General features: G+C 35.6%; 17 protein-coding genes. 6 read left to right on the forward strand and 11 right to left on the reverse strand.

Annotated elements, in window-relative coordinates:
• Positions 1-23: 23 nt before the first annotated feature.
• Both B8967_RS05930 and B8967_RS05935 read left to right on the forward strand, forming a co-directional pair.
• Positions 24-2,735 (forward strand): outer membrane beta-barrel protein, encoded by a 2,712-nt coding sequence (locus tag B8967_RS05930; protein WP_084085165.1) that lies wholly within the window; start codon positions 24-26, stop codon positions 2,733-2,735.
• A gap of 269 nt (positions 2,736-3,004) precedes the next feature.
• A complete protein-coding gene (locus B8967_RS05935; RefSeq protein ID WP_047492016.1) occupies positions 3,005-4,864 on the forward strand; it encodes a CocE/NonD family hydrolase in 1,860 nt (619 codons plus the stop codon).
• A gap of 92 nt (positions 4,865-4,956) precedes the next feature.
• Here B8967_RS05935 and B8967_RS05940 read toward each other — a convergent pair whose 3' ends face one another.
• The 3 genes from B8967_RS05940 to speB form a co-directional block, all read right to left on the reverse strand.
• Complete coding sequence (locus B8967_RS05940; RefSeq protein ID WP_084085167.1) at positions 4,957-5,568, reverse strand: alpha-ketoglutarate-dependent dioxygenase AlkB family protein; 612 nt, start codon at positions 5,566-5,568, stop codon at positions 4,957-4,959.
• 56 nt (positions 5,569-5,624) lie between these two features.
• On the reverse strand, positions 5,625-6,467 hold the full coding sequence (locus tag B8967_RS05945; RefSeq protein ID WP_047492011.1) for a bifunctional helix-turn-helix domain-containing protein/methylated-DNA--[protein]-cysteine S-methyltransferase: 843 nt from the start codon (positions 6,465-6,467) through the stop codon (positions 5,625-5,627).
• A 68-nt stretch (positions 6,468-6,535) separates the two neighbouring features.
• Positions 6,536-7,393, reverse strand: a complete 858-nt coding sequence (speB, locus tag B8967_RS05950) for an agmatinase (protein ID WP_047492008.1) — start codon at positions 7,391-7,393, stop codon at positions 6,536-6,538.
• A 239-nt stretch (positions 7,394-7,632) separates the two neighbouring features.
• Between speB and B8967_RS05955 the strand changes: the two genes are divergently transcribed.
• Positions 7,633-8,292, forward strand: a complete 660-nt coding sequence (locus tag B8967_RS05955) for an HAD family hydrolase (protein WP_084085169.1) — start codon at positions 7,633-7,635, stop codon at positions 8,290-8,292.
• Between the two features lie 72 nt (positions 8,293-8,364).
• Here the strand turns inward: B8967_RS05955 and B8967_RS05960 are convergent, their stop codons facing one another.
• The 6 genes from B8967_RS05960 to B8967_RS05985 all read right to left on the reverse strand — a co-directional run bounded on the left by B8967_RS05960 (position 8,365) and on the right by B8967_RS05985 (position 15,630).
• Positions 8,365-9,759 (reverse strand): type III PLP-dependent enzyme domain-containing protein, encoded by a 1,395-nt coding sequence (locus B8967_RS05960; protein WP_047488479.1) that lies wholly within the window; start codon positions 9,757-9,759, stop codon positions 8,365-8,367.
• Between the two features lie 122 nt (positions 9,760-9,881).
• Positions 9,882-10,757: a tyrosine-protein phosphatase gene (locus tag B8967_RS05965; RefSeq protein ID WP_047488548.1), complete on the reverse strand. Its 876-nt coding sequence runs from the start codon at positions 10,755-10,757 to the stop codon at positions 9,882-9,884.
• A gap of 137 nt (positions 10,758-10,894) precedes the next feature.
• Complete coding sequence (locus tag B8967_RS05970) at positions 10,895-11,542, reverse strand: thiamine diphosphokinase (RefSeq protein ID WP_084085171.1); 648 nt, start codon at positions 11,540-11,542, stop codon at positions 10,895-10,897.
• The gene (locus B8967_RS05975) at positions 11,532-12,101 is read right to left on the reverse strand and encodes a cob(I)yrinic acid a,c-diamide adenosyltransferase (RefSeq protein ID WP_047488474.1); all 570 of its coding nucleotides are present in this window, start codon (positions 12,099-12,101) and stop codon (positions 11,532-11,534) included. The genes B8967_RS05970 and B8967_RS05975 overlap by 11 nt, the downstream gene beginning before the upstream one ends.
• 195 nt (positions 12,102-12,296) lie before the next feature.
• On the reverse strand, positions 12,297-14,717 hold the full coding sequence (locus B8967_RS05980; RefSeq protein ID WP_084085173.1) for a TonB-dependent receptor plug domain-containing protein: 2,421 nt from the start codon (positions 14,715-14,717) through the stop codon (positions 12,297-12,299).
• Between the two features lie 328 nt (positions 14,718-15,045).
• Positions 15,046-15,630 (reverse strand): hypothetical protein, encoded by a 585-nt coding sequence (locus B8967_RS05985; RefSeq protein ID WP_084085175.1) that lies wholly within the window; start codon positions 15,628-15,630, stop codon positions 15,046-15,048.
• 179 nt (positions 15,631-15,809) lie between these two features.
• Here B8967_RS05985 and B8967_RS05990 point away from each other — a divergent pair, with 179 nt between their 5' ends.
• A complete protein-coding gene (locus B8967_RS05990; protein WP_047488466.1) occupies positions 15,810-16,301 on the forward strand; it encodes a DinB family protein in 492 nt (163 codons plus the stop codon).
• A 101-nt stretch (positions 16,302-16,402) separates the two neighbouring features.
• Here B8967_RS05990 and B8967_RS05995 read toward each other — a convergent pair whose 3' ends face one another.
• On the reverse strand, positions 16,403-17,356 hold the full coding sequence (locus B8967_RS05995) for a helix-turn-helix transcriptional regulator (RefSeq protein ID WP_084085177.1): 954 nt from the start codon (positions 17,354-17,356) through the stop codon (positions 16,403-16,405).
• A 94-nt stretch (positions 17,357-17,450) separates the two neighbouring features.
• On the opposite strand from B8967_RS05995, the gene B8967_RS06000 reads away from it, so the two are divergent.
• Entirely contained in the window at positions 17,451-18,020 is a 570-nt protein-coding gene (locus B8967_RS06000; protein WP_047488460.1) for a Crp/Fnr family transcriptional regulator, read from the forward strand.
• 152 nt (positions 18,021-18,172) lie between these two features.
• Positions 18,173-18,637, forward strand: a complete 465-nt coding sequence (locus tag B8967_RS06005; protein WP_047488456.1) for a carboxymuconolactone decarboxylase family protein — start codon at positions 18,173-18,175, stop codon at positions 18,635-18,637.
• Between the two features lie 50 nt (positions 18,638-18,687).
• Here B8967_RS06005 and B8967_RS06010 read toward each other — a convergent pair whose 3' ends face one another.
• Positions 18,688-20,415 carry an ABC transporter ATP-binding protein gene (locus B8967_RS06010; RefSeq protein ID WP_084085864.1) on the reverse strand — a complete coding sequence of 576 codons (1,728 nt, stop codon included), beginning with the start codon at positions 20,413-20,415 and terminating at the stop codon, positions 18,688-18,690.
• Positions 20,416-20,575 lie beyond the last annotated feature (160 nt).

The raw sequence follows: 20,575 nt of genomic DNA on the forward strand, positions 1-20,575 counted from the left end.
TTTTTACGTCTTTGAAAAACTAAATGAAGAAAGTCTTACTGCTATTGCTCTTTGTATGCAATATTGTGATTGTACATGCCCAAAAACTGCATATTGACGGAAAAGTATCGGATCTGGGAAAGAAACCTGTAGAAAATCTAACGGTATATCTGCTGAAGACAAAAGATTCATCTATTGTCAATTATACTGCTACCAATAAGGAGGGAAAATTTTCACTAAAAATGGATGAGCTCAAAGAACCATCTATTCTGAGAATTGATGCTGAAAACCTATCTTATTCTAAGCGATTTGAAAAAATTGACCAGTCTTTATCGTTGGGTGACATTCAGCTTGAGAAAAAAGCCGTGATCAATATTGATGAGGTCAAAATTACGGTCTCTCCTGTAAAAATAAAAAATGACACCGTAGAATTTAATGCATCAGCAATCAAAGTACGCCCCGACAGCAAAATTCTGGAGCTTTTAAAACAGATCCCCGGAGTGGAAGTCGGTAATGATGATAAAATTACAGTGAATGGAAAAGATGTAGATCAGGTTATGGTCAATGGCAAACCATTTTTTGATAAAGATGGTAAAATGGCTTTACAAAATCTTCCGGCAGATATTATTAAAAATATTCAGTTTACGACAACAAAAACAAAAGAAGAAGAACTTAGCGGAAAGCCTCCCAAATCTCAGAATACCACGATCAATTTTAATATTGATGAAAAGAAGAATAAAGGATTTCTTTCAAGACTTACCCTGGGCTATGGTTCTGATAAACGATATGAAGGTAGCGGGCTTCTAAGTTATTTTAAAGGAGACACTAAAATCAGTATTTTGGCTTCTTCCAACAATATCAATTCTAAAAGTGTTTCTGCTGATGATGTTTTTGATAATATGGGACGCATCAGAGGTGCCGGAACCCAAACCGGAGGCAATGGAATCCAAAGATCTACCACTATTGGTCTTAACTACAATGACAAATTGGGAAGAGACGCAGATCTTGATAACCTCAGTGTAAAATACTCCAATTCTACCCTGGAAACCCGGTCTAAAGTTTCAAGAACAACCCTTCTTCCCGGCTATACACTCAAAACCGACTCTGAAAGCAATGGTGACACTGAAACCAGACAGTATAATTTTGACAGCTCAGCCCGAATAAAACTGGATTCTCTAACCAATATTTATATATCTCCATCTTTTTCAAAGTCGGAAAACTTCAGTTTCAACAGATCACAGTCTTCAACGTTAAGAGATGATAAACGGCTTAATGAAAGTACATCCTCCAGCAGTACCAATGGAGAAAGCAATACCTTTAGTCCGAATATTTATTTTTCGAAAAACTTAAAGAAAAAAGGAAGGTCAATTTCTGCTACCATCAACACCAGTATTTCTGAGTCCAACGATAATAATATCAACCAGTCACAAAATACATTTTATAACCAAACCGGCACAACCACAGATAACCGTGACCAGCTGCAGAAGAATAAGACTCAAAATAATAATTATAGCTTCAGTGCGGGATATACAGAACCTATCTCAGATTCAGCAATTGTAAGCCTTCAGCTGGAATACAGTTCAAAAGTATCCCGGAATTCCAGAGATTTCAATGATTTTGACCCTGTTACAGGACAATATTCCAAATACAATACTGTTCTTTCCAACAGCATGAACCAAACCATCAACCAGCTATCACCTGAACTTTCTTTTTCTCTTTTCAAAAAGAAGTTTAATCTCTGGAGCGTTGCCAATCTTGACATTTCGGAAATGACGGTAAGTTCTGTTTTCAAAGGACAGCAGTATGATCTTCAGAAAAACTTTGTCCTTCCCAGATATACCATGAGTTTTCAGTATGTTTTCTCTGAGCGTACCAGACTTACCGTATCCAATTCTTCCAGCTTCAATATTCCCGGGGCAGGACAGCTGACTCCTTATAAGGATGAATCAGACCCGCTGGTTACCTATACAGGAAATCCCGATTTAAAGAACACCTGGATGACGAACAGCAATGTTTCTTTTAACAGATTTAATATTATCAAAAATTTCAACTATTATATCAACGTAGGTTTTATCTACAGAAATAATGATGTTATTAATTATACTAAATATGATGATGCCGGAAAGCAGATTGTCACTTATGATAATATAAGTGGAAATAAAAATTTTACGGTGGGTACAGGTTTAACCAAGATTTTTAAGTGGCAGGACAAGAAACTTACCATCACCCCAAGGTTCAGTTTGAATTACAATTACAATAATGGTTTTATCAACGGACAGGCTTTCAAAAGCAACTCATACAGTTTTAATCCTGGACTTAACCTCAGCTTTGAGATCAAGGAAAAGTTTAGTATTAAACCCTCATACAGAATCGGATATAATATATCAAAATACTCCAATTACAATATCGACAGAGTCAATACCACCAATCAGTCATTAAAACTGGAACTTACCAACTATCTTTTCCAGAGCAGGCTGGTTTTCGGAAATGATTTTGAATACAATACCAACTCCAATATCGCTCCCGGATTCAAAAAGGATTTTTATTTCTGGAATACCAGTCTAGGTTATTCTTTTTTCAAAAAACAGCTGACAGCAAAAGTGAAAATTTATGATGTCTTAAATCAAAATCAAAGTGTAAGGAGAACCATCACAGATTCTTATTTTGAAGATCGTGAAGATCTGATCCTGAAACGGTACATTATGTTTTCGCTGAGTATGAAACTCAATAAATTTGCCGGTAAAAAAAGGAAATAAAGCAAGACTATATTTTTATATATCATTTTGATCATGGCCGGTTCTTTCCGGCTATTTTTATGGACATACAGAATTGTAATCTTGAATAATATTACAATTGAAGACCTGAAATTCCCTTCCTCTGGAGGGGTGGCCAATTGAAAGTTTGACAAGGTTGTTTAAAAATATCCTCTCATGCTTATTCACGTAAATGTTTATGATAAAAACCTTTTAAATAAGATTTAGTAATAAACGTATTTTTATTTTTAAATTAGCCGTAAATTTTTTTTATGAAACTCCATATTTCAGTTTTATGTATTCTTTTTTTCCTTCTTGGAAAAGCTCAAAAAACAGAGCAGAAAGACAATTTCGTTAAAGATAATTTCACCAAGAAAGAATTTTATATTCCTATGCGTGACGGGGTGAAGCTTTTCACAGCAGTATACATTCCGAAAGATATTTCAGCTAAAAACAAATATCCTTTTCTGATGCAGAGAACCTGCTACAGCATTGCTCCTTATGGAGAAAATGAATATAAAACAAAGGTAGGCCCTAATACTTATCTGATGAAAGATAAATATATCTTCGTCTATCAGGATGTCCGCGGAAGATATATGAGTGAAGGTACTTTTACCAATATGACTCCTCAGGTAGAACGTAAAACAAAAAAAGATGTGGATGAAAGTACCGATACGTATGATACAATAGAATGGCTTTTGAAAAACGTTAAAGATAATAATGGTAAAGCGGGACAGTTTGGAACTTCTTATCCGGGGTTTTATACTGCTGTAGGTACATTAGCACAGCATCCTGCTTTGGTTGCCTCTTCTCCTCAGGCTCCGATATCGGATTTCTGGAACGACGATTTCCTTCATAACGGAAGATTTATGCTAGGCTATTTCAGAACATTCCCTGTTTTTGGGGTTCAGAAAACACAACCTGAAAAACAAGCCTGGTATATGGATTCATTCATTAAGCAAACTTCTGAAGATGGCCTCAAGTTCTACAGAGACCTTGGTACCCTAAAAGATGCTTATGAAAAATATTACAAAAATAATTTCTTCATGACAGAAATTATGAACCATACCAACTATGATGAATTCTGGCAGAAGAGAAACCTTCTTCCTCACCTGAAAAACATCAATCATGCCGTGATGACCGTAGGAGGATGGTTTGATGCAGAAGACCTTTCCGGTCCTTTGAATATTTACAAAACGATTGAAAAAACAAGTCCAAAAGCGAAAAACACTATTGTAATGGGACCTTTCTCTCATGGGGGTTGGTCTCAGGAACAGGGAAAACATTTCCACAGTGAAACTTATTTCGGAGACAGCATTGCGACGTATTATCAGAAAAATATTGAAACTAAATTCTTCAATCACTACCTGAAAGGAAATACAAAACAAGATGCAGGACTTCCTGAAGCTTTAATGTATGATACCGGAGCCAAAGAATGGAAAGAATTTGCTTCATATCCTCCTAAAAATGCACAGAAGGTTAATTTCTATTTATCAGACAAAACCTTAAAGAAAACTTCCGGCTCAGGATATTCAGAATATTACAGTGATCCCGAAAACCCGGTTTTAAGTTCCGATCACTTAAAAGATTTTAATGGCTTTACACCTAAAAATTATATGTCGGAAGATCAGAGATTTGCAGAAGGAAGACCTGATGTATTGACGTTCACCACTGATGTACTGACAGATGATATTACTTTTGCCGGGGAAATTATGGCTAAGCTTAGTATTGCCTCTACTTCCACGGATGCTGATTTTGCCGTAAAACTGATTGATGTATATCCTGAAGATTTCAAACCTGCAGAGAAGAAAGACGGGGTAATCTATGGAAACTATCATCAGATGGTAAGAAGTGAAATTATGCCGGCAAGATTTAGAAATACAAGAGAAAAAGGAGAAGCTTTAGTTCCGAATCAGAAAACAGCGGTCAACTTCAGACTTCAGGATGTTGTTCACACTTTCAAAAAAGGACATAAAATCCAGATTCAGATCAGCAGTACCTGGTTTCCTCTGTTTGCTGTTAATCCACAGAAGTTCCTGGATAATCCTAATTTTGCTACTAAAGAAGATTATACTAAGGCATTAATCAAAATTTATGATGACAGCTCTATTGAAGCTGAGGTTTTAAAATAAAGAGAAAAAGCTGTTCGGATGAACAGCTTTTATTTTTTTATACTCGCAGATTGAGCTGATATTGCCCATGTGATCAATAGGTGTGATTTCTTTTAATCTTCAATGGTTCTGAAGGTAAGATTCACCCTGGGGGTTTTTACTTTTGTACTTGGGGGAAGCCTGTGAAGCCAGTGATCCTGAGTTGTTCCTTTCATAACCAGCAGACTTCCCTGTTCAAGGAAGATTTCCACCTTTTCTTTTGTTGTTTTATGTTTAAATAAAAACTTTCTCTCCGCTCCAAAGGTAAGAGAAGCAATAGCACCATGTTTCTTAAGGTCGGTTTCCCCATCACTGTGATAAGCCATTCCCTCACTTCCGTTATGGTATAAATTAAGCAGGCATGAATTATACGTTTCACCAGTCACTTCTTCACACTTCTTTTTTAATTCCAGTAGCTCAGGGGTCCAGTATTTTGCATATTTTGTTCTCTTTGAATAGGTATATTCAAAAGCTTTTTCCCCAAACCAGGCCACTTTTCGTTTGGTGAGAATCAGTTTGCCGAAAATCATCGCTTCATCGTGTTCCCAGGGAATCTGATTGAACAGATAATCATAATACGCATCAGACTCTTCTTTTGAAAAGACCTTTCCATAATAATGAACTGTTCCGTCATACGGAAGAAGGCTTAAAGGATAATCTGGTGTTTCGTCGAACAGGCTGAGCATTAATTTCTGTTTTTGTTAATACAAATTACGTAATGTTTTTGTAAATAAGTTAACACTTAGGAGTAAAGCTGTGAGCTTTCCCAGCCCACAATCATCTGTTTTCTCTCACTACCCCATCGGTACCCACCAAGGTGTCCGGTAGACTGAATAACACGATGGCAAGGAATAAGAAATGCTACCGGATTACTTCCTATGGCAGTTCCTACCGCTCTGGAAGCCTTCGGGTTTCCTATTTTTTCTGCCAAAGTACCGTACGTAGATAGCTTCCCCATCGGAATAGTCAATAAACTTTCCCAAACTTTAAGCTGAAAATCAGTTCCTTTTAAATGAAGTTTGATGGTATTGAGTTTTGTCCAGTCTTTATCGAATATGGACAATGCATTCTTCTGAAGTGCATCTTGCTTTTCAAAAAAAGAAGCATTAGGAAATTTATGTTTCAAATTCCCTAATGCTGATTCTTTATCGTTTTCAAAAGCCATATAGCAGATTCCCTTTTCTGTGGAAGCCACCCCTATATTTCCAAATGGGCTTTCTGAAAAGCTATAATTAATGACAAGACTTTTTCCTCCGTTCTTATACTCTGCAGGAGACATTCCCTCTATTTTTACAAACAGATCATGAAGTCTGCTGGTACTGGAAAGCCCTGTTTCATATGCGGTGTCAAATAAACTTGCCTTTTCTTCCTTCAATAAATTTTTAGCATGTTCAAGACTGATGAACTGCAAAAATTTCTTCGGACTTGTTCCTGCCCAATCTGTAAAGATCTTCTGAAAATGAGCCGGACTCAAGTGAATATTCTCTGCCACTTCCTCCAAACTTGGCTGAAGCCTGAAATTGCTCTGGATATATTCTATCGCTTTGGCAATTCTGTTATAATCTATTTGATTTTGTGTGGACATTTTTATTCTGTTTTACCTCACAAATTTCCTAAGAATATACGGCAGAAAAAATCCGATTCTTGCGGAATTTAGTTGTTGTTATAAATATTGTTATAAGCAAGCATCTTGTAATATAACTTAGCTGCCAAGAAGGCTGTTGGTTTGGCCATTGGAGAATCCATTAATTCTACAATATCAAAGGCCACTACGTTACATTTTTCAAATACTTTTCTTAATAATTCCAATGTTGGATACCACTGTAATCCACCTGGTTCAGGAGTTCCTGTTGACGGCGCGATTGAAGGGTCAAAAGCGTCTAAGTCAATAGTGATATACACATTTCCTGATACTTTTTCCAATACATCATTGATCCAGTTTTCATTGTTGGCAATTTCATGAGCAAAGAATACTCTTCCTTCAGGCAGGTATTCAGCTTCCTCAGCATCCATAGAACGGATTCCCACCTGAACTAGGTTATGTTTCTGGTTAGCTTCAAAAACAGCACAAGCATGATTAGATGTTGATCCATGGAATTCAGGACGTAAATCTGTATGAGCATCCAACTGAAGAACAGTTAAATTTTCATATTTCTCCCCTACTGCACGGATAGATCCGATAGACACAGAATGTTCTCCACCGAAAAGGGTAAATACTTTTCCTTCATTTTGCAAAAGCTCTTTTGTTTTTTGGTAAACCGCTTCTGTCATGGCTTCAGGACTAGAATTCTCAGAAACTTCTCCAGCCAAATATACTCCTTCAAGGTAAGGTTCAGTACCTGTTTCAATATCATAAAGCTCCATATTTTCAGAAGCGTCTAAGAATAATTCAGGGCCTTTATCAGCTCCTTTTCCCCATGTTGAAGTTCCATCATAAGGAACCGTTACCAACATTACTTTCGAATTCTCTAACGTTGCGTTTTCTTCGGGAATTCCTGCGTATGTTCTCATGCTTTATTTAAAAATTTTAATGTTGTAAAGATTGAAATATTGACCACAAAGATACGAAGAAGTTAAGAGTTGGAAATGAAAAATTGAAAATTGAGAGCTTAAAGAGCTAAGATTGTAAATATCAGATGTCCCGCTTCAAAATCATTTTTACGCAGAGCTTCTAGGATAAGGCTTTAAACTTTGATCTCCCGGCTTTCAACTTTCAACTCAATTACCTATTTTTACGAAAACTTTCAAGTATGCCTTTAAAAGCTGTTCTTTTCGATATGGATGGAGTTATTGTAGATACAGAACCATTGCATAGAAAAGCTTATTTCAAAACCTTTGATGAATTGGAAATTCTGGTCTCCGAAGATTTATATACTTCTTTTACCGGAGCTTCTACCAAAAGAGTTTGTGAAGCATTAATTCAGAAATATCATCTTAACCAGACGCATGAAGCTATTTCAGCGATCAAAAGATCCCATTTTAAGGATTATTTCTATAACGATGATGAATTTGATTTAATTCCGGGAGTAAGAAAACTGATTGAGCATTATCATGAAAACGGTATAAAGCTGATATTGGCTTCTTCTGCAACCATGACGACTATCAATATGGTTTTTGATAAATTCGGACTTGAAAAATACTTCAGTGGAAAAATCAGTGGTGCAGATTTAAAAGAATCAAAACCTCATCCTGAAGTTTTTCTATTAGCTGGAGAAATGGCAGGTGAACCGGTAGAAAACTGTATGGTGATTGAAGATTCTACCAACGGAATACTGGCGGCACATCGGGCTAAAATCTTCTGTGCTGCTTACAGAAGTCCGCATTCAAAAAATCAGGATTATACATTAGCAGATACAGTAGTTTCAGATTATGAAGAATTGGAACTGGATAAAATTTCAAAATATTTTTAAAATAAAAAGCTCTCAAAAATTTGAGAGCTTTTGTTTTGTATAAGTTTTGGCTAAAGCCTATTGATCCTAAACCTATTTATAACCAAGAAGTTTCAATACATCTTCAGGTTCCTGTTTTTCACGGAAAATTTCATACTGCAGCTCACCGTTCTCATCTTTCTGAATCAGGACGTGTCTCGGCTGAGGCATAAGGCAGTGGTGTACTCCACCGTAACCTCCGATAGTCTCCTGATAAGCTCCGGTATGGAAGAATCCAATGTATAAAGGTTTTATATCACTGAAAACCGGCAGATAAATTGCATTGGTATGCTGTTCAGAGTTGTAATAATCATCTGAATCACACGTCAGCCCTCCTAAGAATACTCTTTCGTAAGAATCTTCCCAACGGTTAAGCGGAAGCATAATAAAGTGTCTTGAAATTGCCCAGGTATCAGGAAGTGTAGTCATGAAAGAAGAGTCAATCATATTCCACTTTTCTCTGTCGTTCTGACGTTTCTGGGAAATAATTTTATAAAGATTCGCTCCACTTTCTCCAACTGTAAAGCTTCCGAATTCAGTATAAATATTAGGTTCTTCTACTCCTTCTTCTTCACAGAATTTTTTGATTTGAGAAACAATTTCCTCTACCATATACTGGTAATCATAATCAAAATTCAAAGAAGTTTTAATAGGAAAACCACCTCCGATATTCAGGGAATCCACTTCAGGAGCAATCTTCTTCAAACGTGCATATACACGAAGGCATTTATACAATTCGTTCCAGTAGTATGAAGTATCTTTAATCCCCGTATTAATGAAGAAGTGAAGCATTTTCAATCTTGCATTCGGGTGTTCAGCGATTTTCTGACTGTAGTAAGGAATGATATCTTTATATCCGATTCCTAATCTCGAAGTATAAAATTCAAACTTCGGTTCTTCTTCCGAAGCTATTCTGATCCCTATATTAAAAGTAGAATCTATACTTTCCGTAAGTTTATCCAACTCCCGGTAGTTATCCAGAATCGGAGTAATATTTTCAAAACCATTATTGATCATATCTGAAATCTTCGTCAGATAATCATCGGTTTTGAATCCATTACAGATCACTTCAATATTTTTATCTACTTTCTCTTTTTCATAAAGAGCTTTTACAATATCCATGTCATAAGCAGAAGAAGTTTCTATAGAAATTTCATTTTTAAGAGCTTCTTCCAATACAAAATTAAAATGACTGGATTTTGTACAGTAACAGTAGGTGTAATTCTTTTTATATCCGGTTTTTTCAAAAGCTTCTTTAAACCAGCTCTTGGCTTTCTGGATATTTTGAGAAATTCTCGGCAGATAGCTAATCTTTAGCGGAGTGCCAAATTGTTCTACAACGTCCATCAATGGGACATCATGGAACAACAAATTGTTCTCAGAAACATTAAACTCCTCTGTAGGAAAATATAATGTCTGATCAATAAGTTCCGAGTACTTTATTTTCATTTCTAAACAAGTGAATTAAGAAATGCAAAATTGCTAAAAAAGTTTGATTTTTGGGTGTTAAATTTATTATAATTTTCTATAATAAGATGATCTTACCCCATAAATATTTTTCTCTCTGATAATCAATACGTAAACTTTTGAATATATTCGTTCCTTTTACTTTCAGAAATTCCCAGAGTCTGCTGAATGTAGGCATCCATAGAGCCATACTTTTTATTGATCTCCCCAAAAGCTGCATCCAGATACCTTTTTTCGACCCAGCTCAGCTTTTCTAAAACCTGCACATCCATCTTTGGATACATAAAATGAAGACTATTGGCCAGTCTCAGTCTTTTCTGCACAAGATCTTTTCTAAAATTATTGGATAAAAGGTACTCATTATAAATAGTCTCTTTATCAAATTTCAAGATCGTTAAGATCAGAGCTGTAGTAATCCCCGTTCTGTCTTTCCCGGCAGTACAGTGGTAGAGAACAGGTTCATTGGATTCCAGAATCTCGGTAATAATGGTCTTTATGGTTTCTGGATTTTCTGTGACATACTCCCGGTAGAAATCTATCATCCTTTTATCTGCATCAGCACCATTTACTTTTCCTTTTAGCACCAGTTTTTTAGCCTGATCCAGCTGATCACCCTGATCTTCAAAGGCCGAATAATTCTTGTACTTAATTTCTGATGGAAGATGATCCGGTTTCTGGGCAATTTCTTTTGAATTTCTAAGGTCAATAATTTCTTTTATTCCCAGATTTTGAATTTCGTCAAAAGAGCTTTTTTTAAGCTTATGAAGATGCCCGCTTCTGTAAAAGAAGCCTTGTTTTAAAGTACGCCCTTCCGTATTTTTAATATTTCCTACCGTTCGAAAGTTAATCACCTTTTTGATCCTGATCGCTTTCTCTGTTTCATTTTTCCCATACTCCGGTGTTTCATTATGCTGTGTTTTACAGGAGAAAATACAGCATAATGAAAGACTGACCAGTGATATTTTGATAAACTTATTCAATACTTCTTTTGTTTCACCACAAAAGTTACAAATTTTTTTTAACTTAAAATTCCAAAGTTTTGGAATGGTCATTTACAGTTAAACGGGCCAAAGCCCGTTTCCATTAATAGTTATCAGTTATCGGTAAAAGATTATTTTTAATATATTGAGGGATATTCTATTTCATTAATCCCTACAAAAATAAGCAGATCCCCTGATTCATATTCCACTGAAACTTCCTCTTCAACGGCAAAATTCCGGGTTCCTATTCTTGTAGTAATGCTTAAATTCCCCTTTGTTAAAGGCCAGTTCAGCCCTTTAGTTGTTATATTATCCGCTGACGGAAAAGGATACAGAGAAATCATCTTATTCTTCACCCCTTTCAGTATAACATTTTTAGGAATAAAATAATATTCTGAAAACTCATCATAGAACCTGAGGCTCATACGGTCCTTAAATGTATAGGCAACGCTAAGGTTTCCAAGAAAATGATCCTGTTCTCCTCCACTTCCCCCAAAAACATCTATATCAGAGAAACCTTTTTCTATAATGATTTCCAAAGCCTTATGAAAATCTGTTTTATCCTGATCCAGTGTAAGTATAAATTTCTCCTGATACATATCTTCATCTGATCCGGAATGCGAATCAAAATCACCGGAAATAAAATCCAGCTTGTCCAGAGGGAAGCCCATTCTTTTAAGATAGTGAAAAGCCCCGTCTGTGCAGGCAATTAAACCATAATTTTCAGGATTGGGTAAAGATTTCGGAGCATCTCCGTTGATGAAAAGCAATACTTTATCTTTCATTCGGGTTCCAGTATTCTTCCGGTTCGTTGTTCAGTTTTGAAACATACCTTGCCAATACAAAAAGGTAATCGGATAGTCTGTTTAAATACTTAATTAATTCAGGACGTACTTCTTCCGATTCATTCAAAAATACCAATGACCGTTCTGCTCTTCTGCAGATGGTTCTTGCAGCATGCAAAAAAGTAGCTGATTTTCCACCACCGGGAAGGATAAAATACTGAAGCGGTTCCAGTTTTTCATCGAAAGCATCCATCCATTGTTCCAGTTCTTCTATTTCTGTTTCTGAAATAATGATGGGAAGGCGGGATTTTCCATTAGCCAACATGAGTTTATCTACTGGTGTAGCGGCTTCCGAGCCTACTGTAAACAAATCAAACTGTATTTTTTTCAGTTGTCTTAATACTTCTTCATCTTCAATATGACTTTTTGAAATTCCGATGAATGAATTCAATTCGTCTATATTTCCATAACTGTCTACCCTTGCACTGGCTTTGGAAACTCTTGTTCCGCCATAAAGTGCCGTCTGGCCTTTATCTCCTGTTTTGGTATAAATTTTCATACTACTAAAATACTTTTTTTTGTACAATTTGAAAAGTAAAACGTAGTAATAAATCCCTATTCTATCTGAAAAAATAATTAACTGACATTAGGAGTTAATGTCAGTTAATATTTGCATACGTGGTTTTATATGTTTTGAGATTGCTTGTCCTTTGCTAAGCAAGACAAAGCAAATTCCAATTCCTTTATTTATAAATTAAAAAGTATAATTAACATTGAGCTGAAAAGTTGTTCCGTTAAATCCAAACTGATTGACCTCCCAAGGATATTTGAACCTTCCTCCAAGATCTGTTACTATATCTCCTTTGCTATCTATTACATCCGGATAAATATTAAATAAATTATTTACGACTCCGGAAATTTTAAGATCCTGAGTGATTTTATATGTTAAAACTATGTCTGTAACTACCTTACCTGAAAATGTCTGATCTTTGGCAGGATCAGTAGCATGCTGCCATGTAACAGAACCAAAATAAGTATTATTAAGGTTAAAATTAAACTTTGAAATGTCATACGAAAGACTAAGAATAGTTTTTGTTTTTGGCCTTGCAGAGATAATTCTTGATTGTTCTTTTCTATCAAAAAAGTTTTCTGAGTACCCATTTTCAGCCAAAATAGGTGGAACAGCAATATTATCTACTATTTTAGTTTCGTTATAATTGAAAGCAGCAATAATTCCCAATCTTCCTTTACCAATGGCGGAAGTATAGTAATTAGCTACAAAATCTACTCCCTGAGTAACTGTATTTACAGCATTGGTGAAAAACTTCAAAGAGGTTATTTTATTATTGTCTAATATTACTTCCACAGGGTTTGTTGTATCCGGATTACCAGGAGCCCCGGTTTTGTAACCAATATCTCCTGAGAAAAGTACTCTGTCTTTAATTTTTATTCTATAATAATCTGCTGTAACAGTAAGGTTTTTAAAAGGTTTTACGGCAAATCCTCCAGTAATGTTAAAGGCTTTTTCAGCATTTAATTTCGGTACCCCAAGATCTGATCTTACAATTTGAGAGTCATTATTAAAAGTACCCTGATTAGCTACAGTATTCCCTGTAATTTTGGTTTGAACATTAGAATAATAAATTTGGTGTAATGAAGGCGCACGGAATCCTGTAGAAACAGACCCACGGAAAACTAATTTATCATCTAACAGCTTATACCTTGCATTTCCTTTCCAGGAAACGTTATTTCCAAAATCACTAAAGTTTTCATACCTCACAGTTCCTCCAAGTAATAAGTTTTTTGTAATATCCCATTCAGCATTCACATAAGCGCCAATATTCTGACGATTTTTATTGACTTCATTCTGAGGCTGCAGCCCTGGAAATGATTCTGCACCAGTTCCTATATAGGACGCTTCCTCTCCTGCCTTTGCCTGATAGTTTTCATTGCGTACTTCAACACCAGCTCCTAAGACAAACGTACCAAAATTTCGGTTGATATCTATGTTTCCTATAATATTACTAAACTGATGACCACCTGCTTTAAAACGGGTTGGTGAATTGGCACCCAAAGATGTATTAATGGTATTTCCTACAACATAATCTACTGCATTAGAGCCAAAGGTTGCACTCCCATCAAAACTCCATTTTCCAAACATGCCTTTCCACCCGGAGGTTAAGTTATAATCATAAACATCTGTTTTAAATTCTGGTTGAAATCCATTATAAGGCTGTCCTTTTGGAGTTAATAAACCAAAATCTGATGTTACCCAATAGGGTGTTCTATACAAACCATAGCTTGTCCCATTCCTGTAAGTTGTTCCTCCAAAAGCATAGAATTTACCCGTTTCACCTGTTGGCAATTCAAAATTTACAAACATATTGGCAACTTTTGTCTCTGGCTGTCCTATAGTCATTCCTAATCCAGGATTGGCTTGTGTCCAGGCATTCTCTACCCCAAAAAGTTCATCTTTTGTAGTAGATCCTGCACGGTTAGTTTTATTTTGGGAAGAATACCCCAATGTAAGGTTCAAACTTCCATTTTTTGCAACTCGGATTCCTGTATTAAAATCTGCTCCGATATTAAAGCCGTCTCCCTCTGAAGTAATACCTGAAAAAAGATTGACTGTACTTTTTCCAACGCTGTTCTTAAGAATAATATTAATTACTCCTGCAATAGCATCAGAACCATATTGTGCAGATGCTCCATCTCTCAATACCTCTACATTCTGTAAAGCGGCAGACGGAATACTTTTCAGATCCGTACCTACCTCACCTTTTCCCGGTGTATCATTTACATAAATTAAAGCACTTTGATTTTTTCTTTTCCCATTCACCAAAACTAATGTTCTGGAAGGTCCTAATCCTCTTAAATCTGCAGGATCAAAATGAGCTGTTGCATCAGAAACGGTTTGCTGTGATGAATTAAAAGAGGGTACAGCATACGTCAAAGCTTTATCAAAGGTAACCTGCCCTGTAGATTTTAGCTGTACAGCTGAAATATTATCAATAGGAATTGCAGAGGTAATTATGGTTCTGGGCTTAGTTCTCCCCGTAGTAACCACAACTTCATCTATATTGTTTTCTTTTACAGTTTCCTGAGCATATGCCATAGTACCGGCTCCGCTTAAAACTAATGCATAGATTTTTTTTTTAAAGATTTTCTTTTTCATGTCAAGTATTAATAATTAAATAAATTTATAAAAAAATTAAATACTAAACATGAAAACAAAATAAATAATAAGAATTATATTCAATAATCAATAAAACATTACTGATTTACAAAAATAAGAATAATTTAAAAAGTATAAAATTGCTTATTAATAATCTAAAAAAGAAATACAGCAACAATTTCCTATTATATATAAAAAATAATTAATTAAAATTACAAATAAACATAATTTTATTCTTTTATGATAATCAATTTAAATAGATTAAAATTGCATCAGCTATGGCTCGCAATGACCATAAAAATGGCCGGCAAAAGCCGGCCAATCCAAATTATTTATTTACCTCTACATATTGTATTATGGTCTGATTTTTTGGGTTGTAGATAATAGTACTACTGTTTGGGAATCTTTTTAGCTTATAATATTCTATACTTTTGTCATTCTTAATATCTTCTAAAAAACCTGTATCAAAGGTATTTTCAGGAAGAAATTTCGAAATAAAACTTATTTTATCAATAAGGCTTTGTCCATCAATTTTGCGGGCTGTTTTATCTGACTTACTTTCATCCCTTGTAGGTTGCCCTTCCAAAAGAGGTAATAAGGCAGCGATATCTGCTTTATATTTAAAAATATAGCCTTCAGTACCATTAGGAAATTTGAACTTCTTTCCTTTTTCTTCTGAAACTATACCAGCTCCGGCATTCGGAAAAACTTCACTGAACTTCACATCCTGAGAGTTTGTGAATGAGTTGATAGATTCGCTAACTGTTTTTTTGACTGTTTCCTCTACTGCCTGCTGGGCTTTTTGCTGTACCGTTTCCGTTGTTTTTTGGACGGTCTGGTCTATTTTTTCTTCAATTTTATTACATGAAACTAATGAAAGAACAGTAATAACTGGCAAAATATACTTCTTCATAATTCTAATGATCAATTTCTTTTTTTATTACTATACTTTTCCTTTAACGGAAAAGTAGGTCAAGATATTTTAACAAAGGAATAAAATATTTTTCAGGATCAAAAAATCCTACTGACAAGCTGTTGTCATAACACGGTCTTACCTTTGTTTCAACAATAACAAACAAAAACCATACAATTATGACAACTACAGCAACAGCCACAAAACAATTTATGACAACTGAACAATTATTAAAGCACTGGCAAGGGCATAGAAATCTTACAAGAAGAGTTATTGAAGCCTTTCCTGAAAAAGAATTATTTGAATTTTCAATAGGGGGCATGAGACCTTTCGCAAAACTGGCAGTAGAGCTGATCAGTATTGGCGGAGTTGCTTTAAAAGGAATTGTTGAAAAAAATACGGAAGCTTATAATGAGGAGGGCTTTATTCCAAAAACTAAAGAAGATATCTTAAAGAAATGGGATGAAGAAACAGAAGTAATCAATCACTATTTCGGTCAGATTTCAGAAGAGCGTTTCCAGGAAACTTTCAATTTATTCGGACAGTATGAATTCCCGGTATATGAGAATGTTCTTTATTTTGTGGACAATGAAATTCACCACCGTGGCCAGGGATACGTTTACCTGAGAGCTTTGGGAATTGAACCACCTTTCTTCTGGGAGAGATTTTAATACACCAGGAAGGCTATTTTATTTTTAATAACATTCTCAATTTCATTTTATAACCATTTCATCTTTTTGCCTATATTAAACCTCAGCAGTCATGTTGAGGTTTATTGATGTCTTTCCATCATTTTTATCAACAACTCATTGAGCCTTATCCGAAGACTTTCAGGTTCTAAAACAGTAGCGTAATCGGCAAAAGTAATTAACCATCGGGGGAAACCATCATTGATCCATTCTGTTTCAAAAGTCAGCTCCACACCGTTGTCAGTTTCCACTTCATTAATCAGTCCATAATATTTTTTTGAATTGACCAGATGGGACATTATTTTTTTATCTACTAATAGTTTTGCAATAGATTTATTTACATTCGATCTTTTACGGTAATCATTCACCTGTCCGTACTCCTGTAAAAAAGGAGTTTCTGTTTTGGAAATCTGCAAAATCCGATCTACCCTAAACTGCCTGAAATCTTTTCTCAAGGTACAGAATGCCATGATATACCAGAAATTGAATTCAAAGAAGACTCCAACAGTTTCAATTGTTCTTTTACTCACCGTAGAATCCACCGTTTTATACTCTATAACGAGCTGAGTTTTCTCTGCAATACTTTCTAAAATAATAGGAATAACATTTTTAAGAGAATCTTCCGGGTGGGCATGAAAATTAAAAACATCAATCTGTTTTTCAATATTCTGAATCAAGCTCTTATCCGAATGCCTCAGTACTGAACGTACTTTCTCCATCGCTTTCTGATAGTGGTTTCCTAAGCTCTGATGAGAAAATTTCTGCATGAGTTTCTCTGCAGTAATAAAGCTCAGCACCTCTTCTTTGGTAAACATCACAGGCGGAAGCTTGTAACCGTCCATCAGGGAATATCCGTTTCCGGCCTCTCCTATAATAGGAATACCTGCATTTTCCAGCGTCTTTACGTCACGGTAAATTGTTCTGATGCTGACATCAAATTTCATTGCCAGATCCTGTGCCCTGACAATAGGTTTAGACTGAAGCTGGGTGAGAATAGCGGTTACCCGATCTAGTTTTTTAAGATAATGGTCGTTCATATTGCTTCAACAAAGCTAAAATTCTTTTTTGAGGTATCCCATAAAATATAAGAGCTTTTTTACTAATTTTATTTTTTTCAAACAGACTATTCTTATGCCTCATACCCAGTTTATCCAGACCATTGAGAAGATCTTAAAACCAGAAGAGGAAGTGATGAACGGACTTGTTTCAGGTTTAGAATCCAAAACATACAGAAAAGGGGATTTTCTGTTAAAAGCGGATGAAACCTGCAGGTATTTTTATTTTATAGAAAAAGGGCTTGTCAAATTATTTTTTGACAATGGTGACAAAGATTTTATCATGACCTTTTTTGCAGAGAATGCTTTTTTTGCAGAATTAAGCGGCTTTCTCACCAGCCAGCCTTCAAAGTATATGATTGTAGCGGTAGAACAGACAGAGGTTCTCCGCATACATAAGGATATCATTGAGAAACTGTGTAAAAAATACCACAGTGCAGAAACACTGTTCAGTAAATTATATTCCAAAGCTCCGGTGAATATGATGGGAAGAATCAGTGAAATGCTAGAGGACGACGGCAAAAAGCGGTATCACAATTTTCTCAGACAGAGACCTGATCTTATTCAGCGCATCAGTCTTGGAGATATGGCAGATTATATTGGCATTACCCAGGTTTCTTTAAGCAGGATCAGAGCGCAGAAATAGATAACAATATTTGAAAATCTATTGTTTTCTGTCTGCCTTTATTCTGATCACGTCCCTATCCTCTTTTTTTATTACATTATTTATCATTTGTAAAAAAATTCCGAAAATTTCCGTTCTACATTTGTCACATCATTAATCAAAAAACAAATAGTATGTCACAAAGAATCAACGCATTTGCAATGGGAAACAAAGCGATAAATGCACTTCACAACATGGGATTTCAGGTACAAAACTCATCATTAGACAATACGTTTTTAGAACTCCTTTATTTCAGGGTATCTCAAATGAACGGATGTGCTTTTTGCCTGGATATGCATTCCAAAGAATTAAGAGCAAAGGGTGAAACCGAACAGAGAATATTTCTGGTAAGTGCCTGGAGAGAATGTTCATTTTATACAGAAAAAGAGAAAGCAGGACTACTATGGGCTGAGTCTTTAACAGCTTTACAGGGTAAAGAAGTTCCTGATGAGGTATATTCACAAGTAAGTCATTATTTTTCTGAAACGGAAATAGTGGATTTAACAATGGCCGTCATCGCTATCAATAGTTACAATAGAATCAATATTGCTTTTGGTGCAGAGGTGGGCACTTATCAGGTTCCTGAAAAAGCCCATTGAAAAATGGGTATTGAATAAAAAAACTCAGCTGTCCGGCTGAGTTTTTTGATTTAGTTTTCTTTATAAGTATTCACCAGTTTATCCAGGTTTAAACTCCGTGCTGAAGCATCAAAAATCTCACGATAGGTACCATCTTTACTATAAAGTTCATCATGAGTCCCGTTTTCGACCACCCTGCCCTTTTTCATCACATAAATGGTATCTGAATCTAAAATCTGGGATAAAGAATGCGAAATAATAATCACCGTTCTACCTTCTTTTATGGCATCTAAGGAATTCTTGATCTGCTCTGTGGCTATTGCATCCAAACTTGCTGTAGGCTCATCCAGAAAAATGATAGGCGGATTTTTAAGAAATAATCGGGCAATAGCAATTCTCTGCTGCTGTCCTCCTGAAAGCTGAGTGGCATCATGATTATACTGGTCAGGAAGATCCATAATCTGCTCATGCAGGTAAGCCTTTTTTGCGGCTTCCTGAATTTCTTTAAGATCAGCATTCATATCTCCATAGCGGATATTGTCTTCAATACTTCCCTGGAAGATATGATTTTTCTGAAGAACTAATCCGAGATCACTTCTCAGAAAAGTATTATCAAATTCATTAAGGTTGATATCATCTAACAGGATTTCCCCGGAATCCGGGAGGTAAAATTTACACAAAAGATTAATCACCGTAGATTTTCCAGCTCCACTTAACCCAACCAAAGCGGTTGTTTTTCCATTCTCAATTTTCATGGATACATTATGCAAAGCTTTTGTTCCGTTGGGATAGGTAAAATCAACATTTTTCAATTCAAAAACGCCCTTGATCTGTTTTTCTACAAAAGTTCCGTTGGGTTCGGCTTCATGATCTGCATTAAGAATATCAAAATATCCTTCGGCATAGATCATGGCGTCATTCATATCATCATAAATCCTGTGCAGTTGACGGATAGGTGCTGAAACATTATTAAAAAGCATAATATGAAGCATAATAGCCCCGATAGTCATCTGCTGATCCAGCACAAGATAAACCGTTAAAAGAATAATAAGAACGACTCCGAACTGTTCAATAAAGGTTTTCAACCCATCATAAATAAAGTTGATCTTTCTGGTAAACATTTGGCTTTCCATGAGCTGCATCTGCAGATCATACTGCTTTTTACCTTCAAATTTTTCACGGACAAAACTTTTGATCACCATAATGGAATTAATCAGATTCAAAAGTCCTGAAGTTTTCTTTTCTCTCTGGTTTCTGAGCTGGCGACGCACTCCACCCAGCTTTTTCGCCTGTAGGGAGCTTATATAAAAATAAATGGGAACAATGATCGTAGAAACCATTCCCACATAGACATTCTGCATGTACATTATAATCAAAGCGATAATCGCATTGGAAAAAAGCGGTAGAATATCTATGAAAAAATTCTGGACCAGCTTTGTTAAACTTTCAATACCGCGGTCAATTCTGATCTGTAATTTTCCCGAATCATGGTTTTCATCATTAAAATAAGCAACTTTATAGGTCAAAATTTTATCTATAGCTGACTGGGCGAGAACAGAACTTACATTAATTCTGATCTTTTCTCCGTAAAACTTCTGTCCGAAATTGATAAAAATATTCAACAATTCCTTTCCCAACAAAATAATGGAGATAATGATCAGGATATGGATACCTTCTGTCATGGGATGTGGAAGATGGGTAAGCTTGGTCACCTCATCCACCGTATATTTCAGTACGATTGGGTTGACCTGTGCTGCCAGAGCTCCCAAAAAAGTAAGAAACAATGTGCCATAAATCATGGGACGGTAAGGCCTGATAAATGGAACCAGCTGTTTATAGATCCCGAATAAAGTAACTGTTCTGTTAAAAGGTTTTGCCATAGGAATTATTTAAACTGAAAAACGTACCGTTTCAAGAGAAAAGGTACGTTTTATTATGATTTACAGCAAATAATTCTTT

This window comes from Chryseobacterium sp. YR221 (assembly GCF_900176315.1).
Taxonomy (GTDB): domain Bacteria; phylum Bacteroidota; class Bacteroidia; order Flavobacteriales; family Weeksellaceae; genus Chryseobacterium; species Chryseobacterium rhizosphaerae.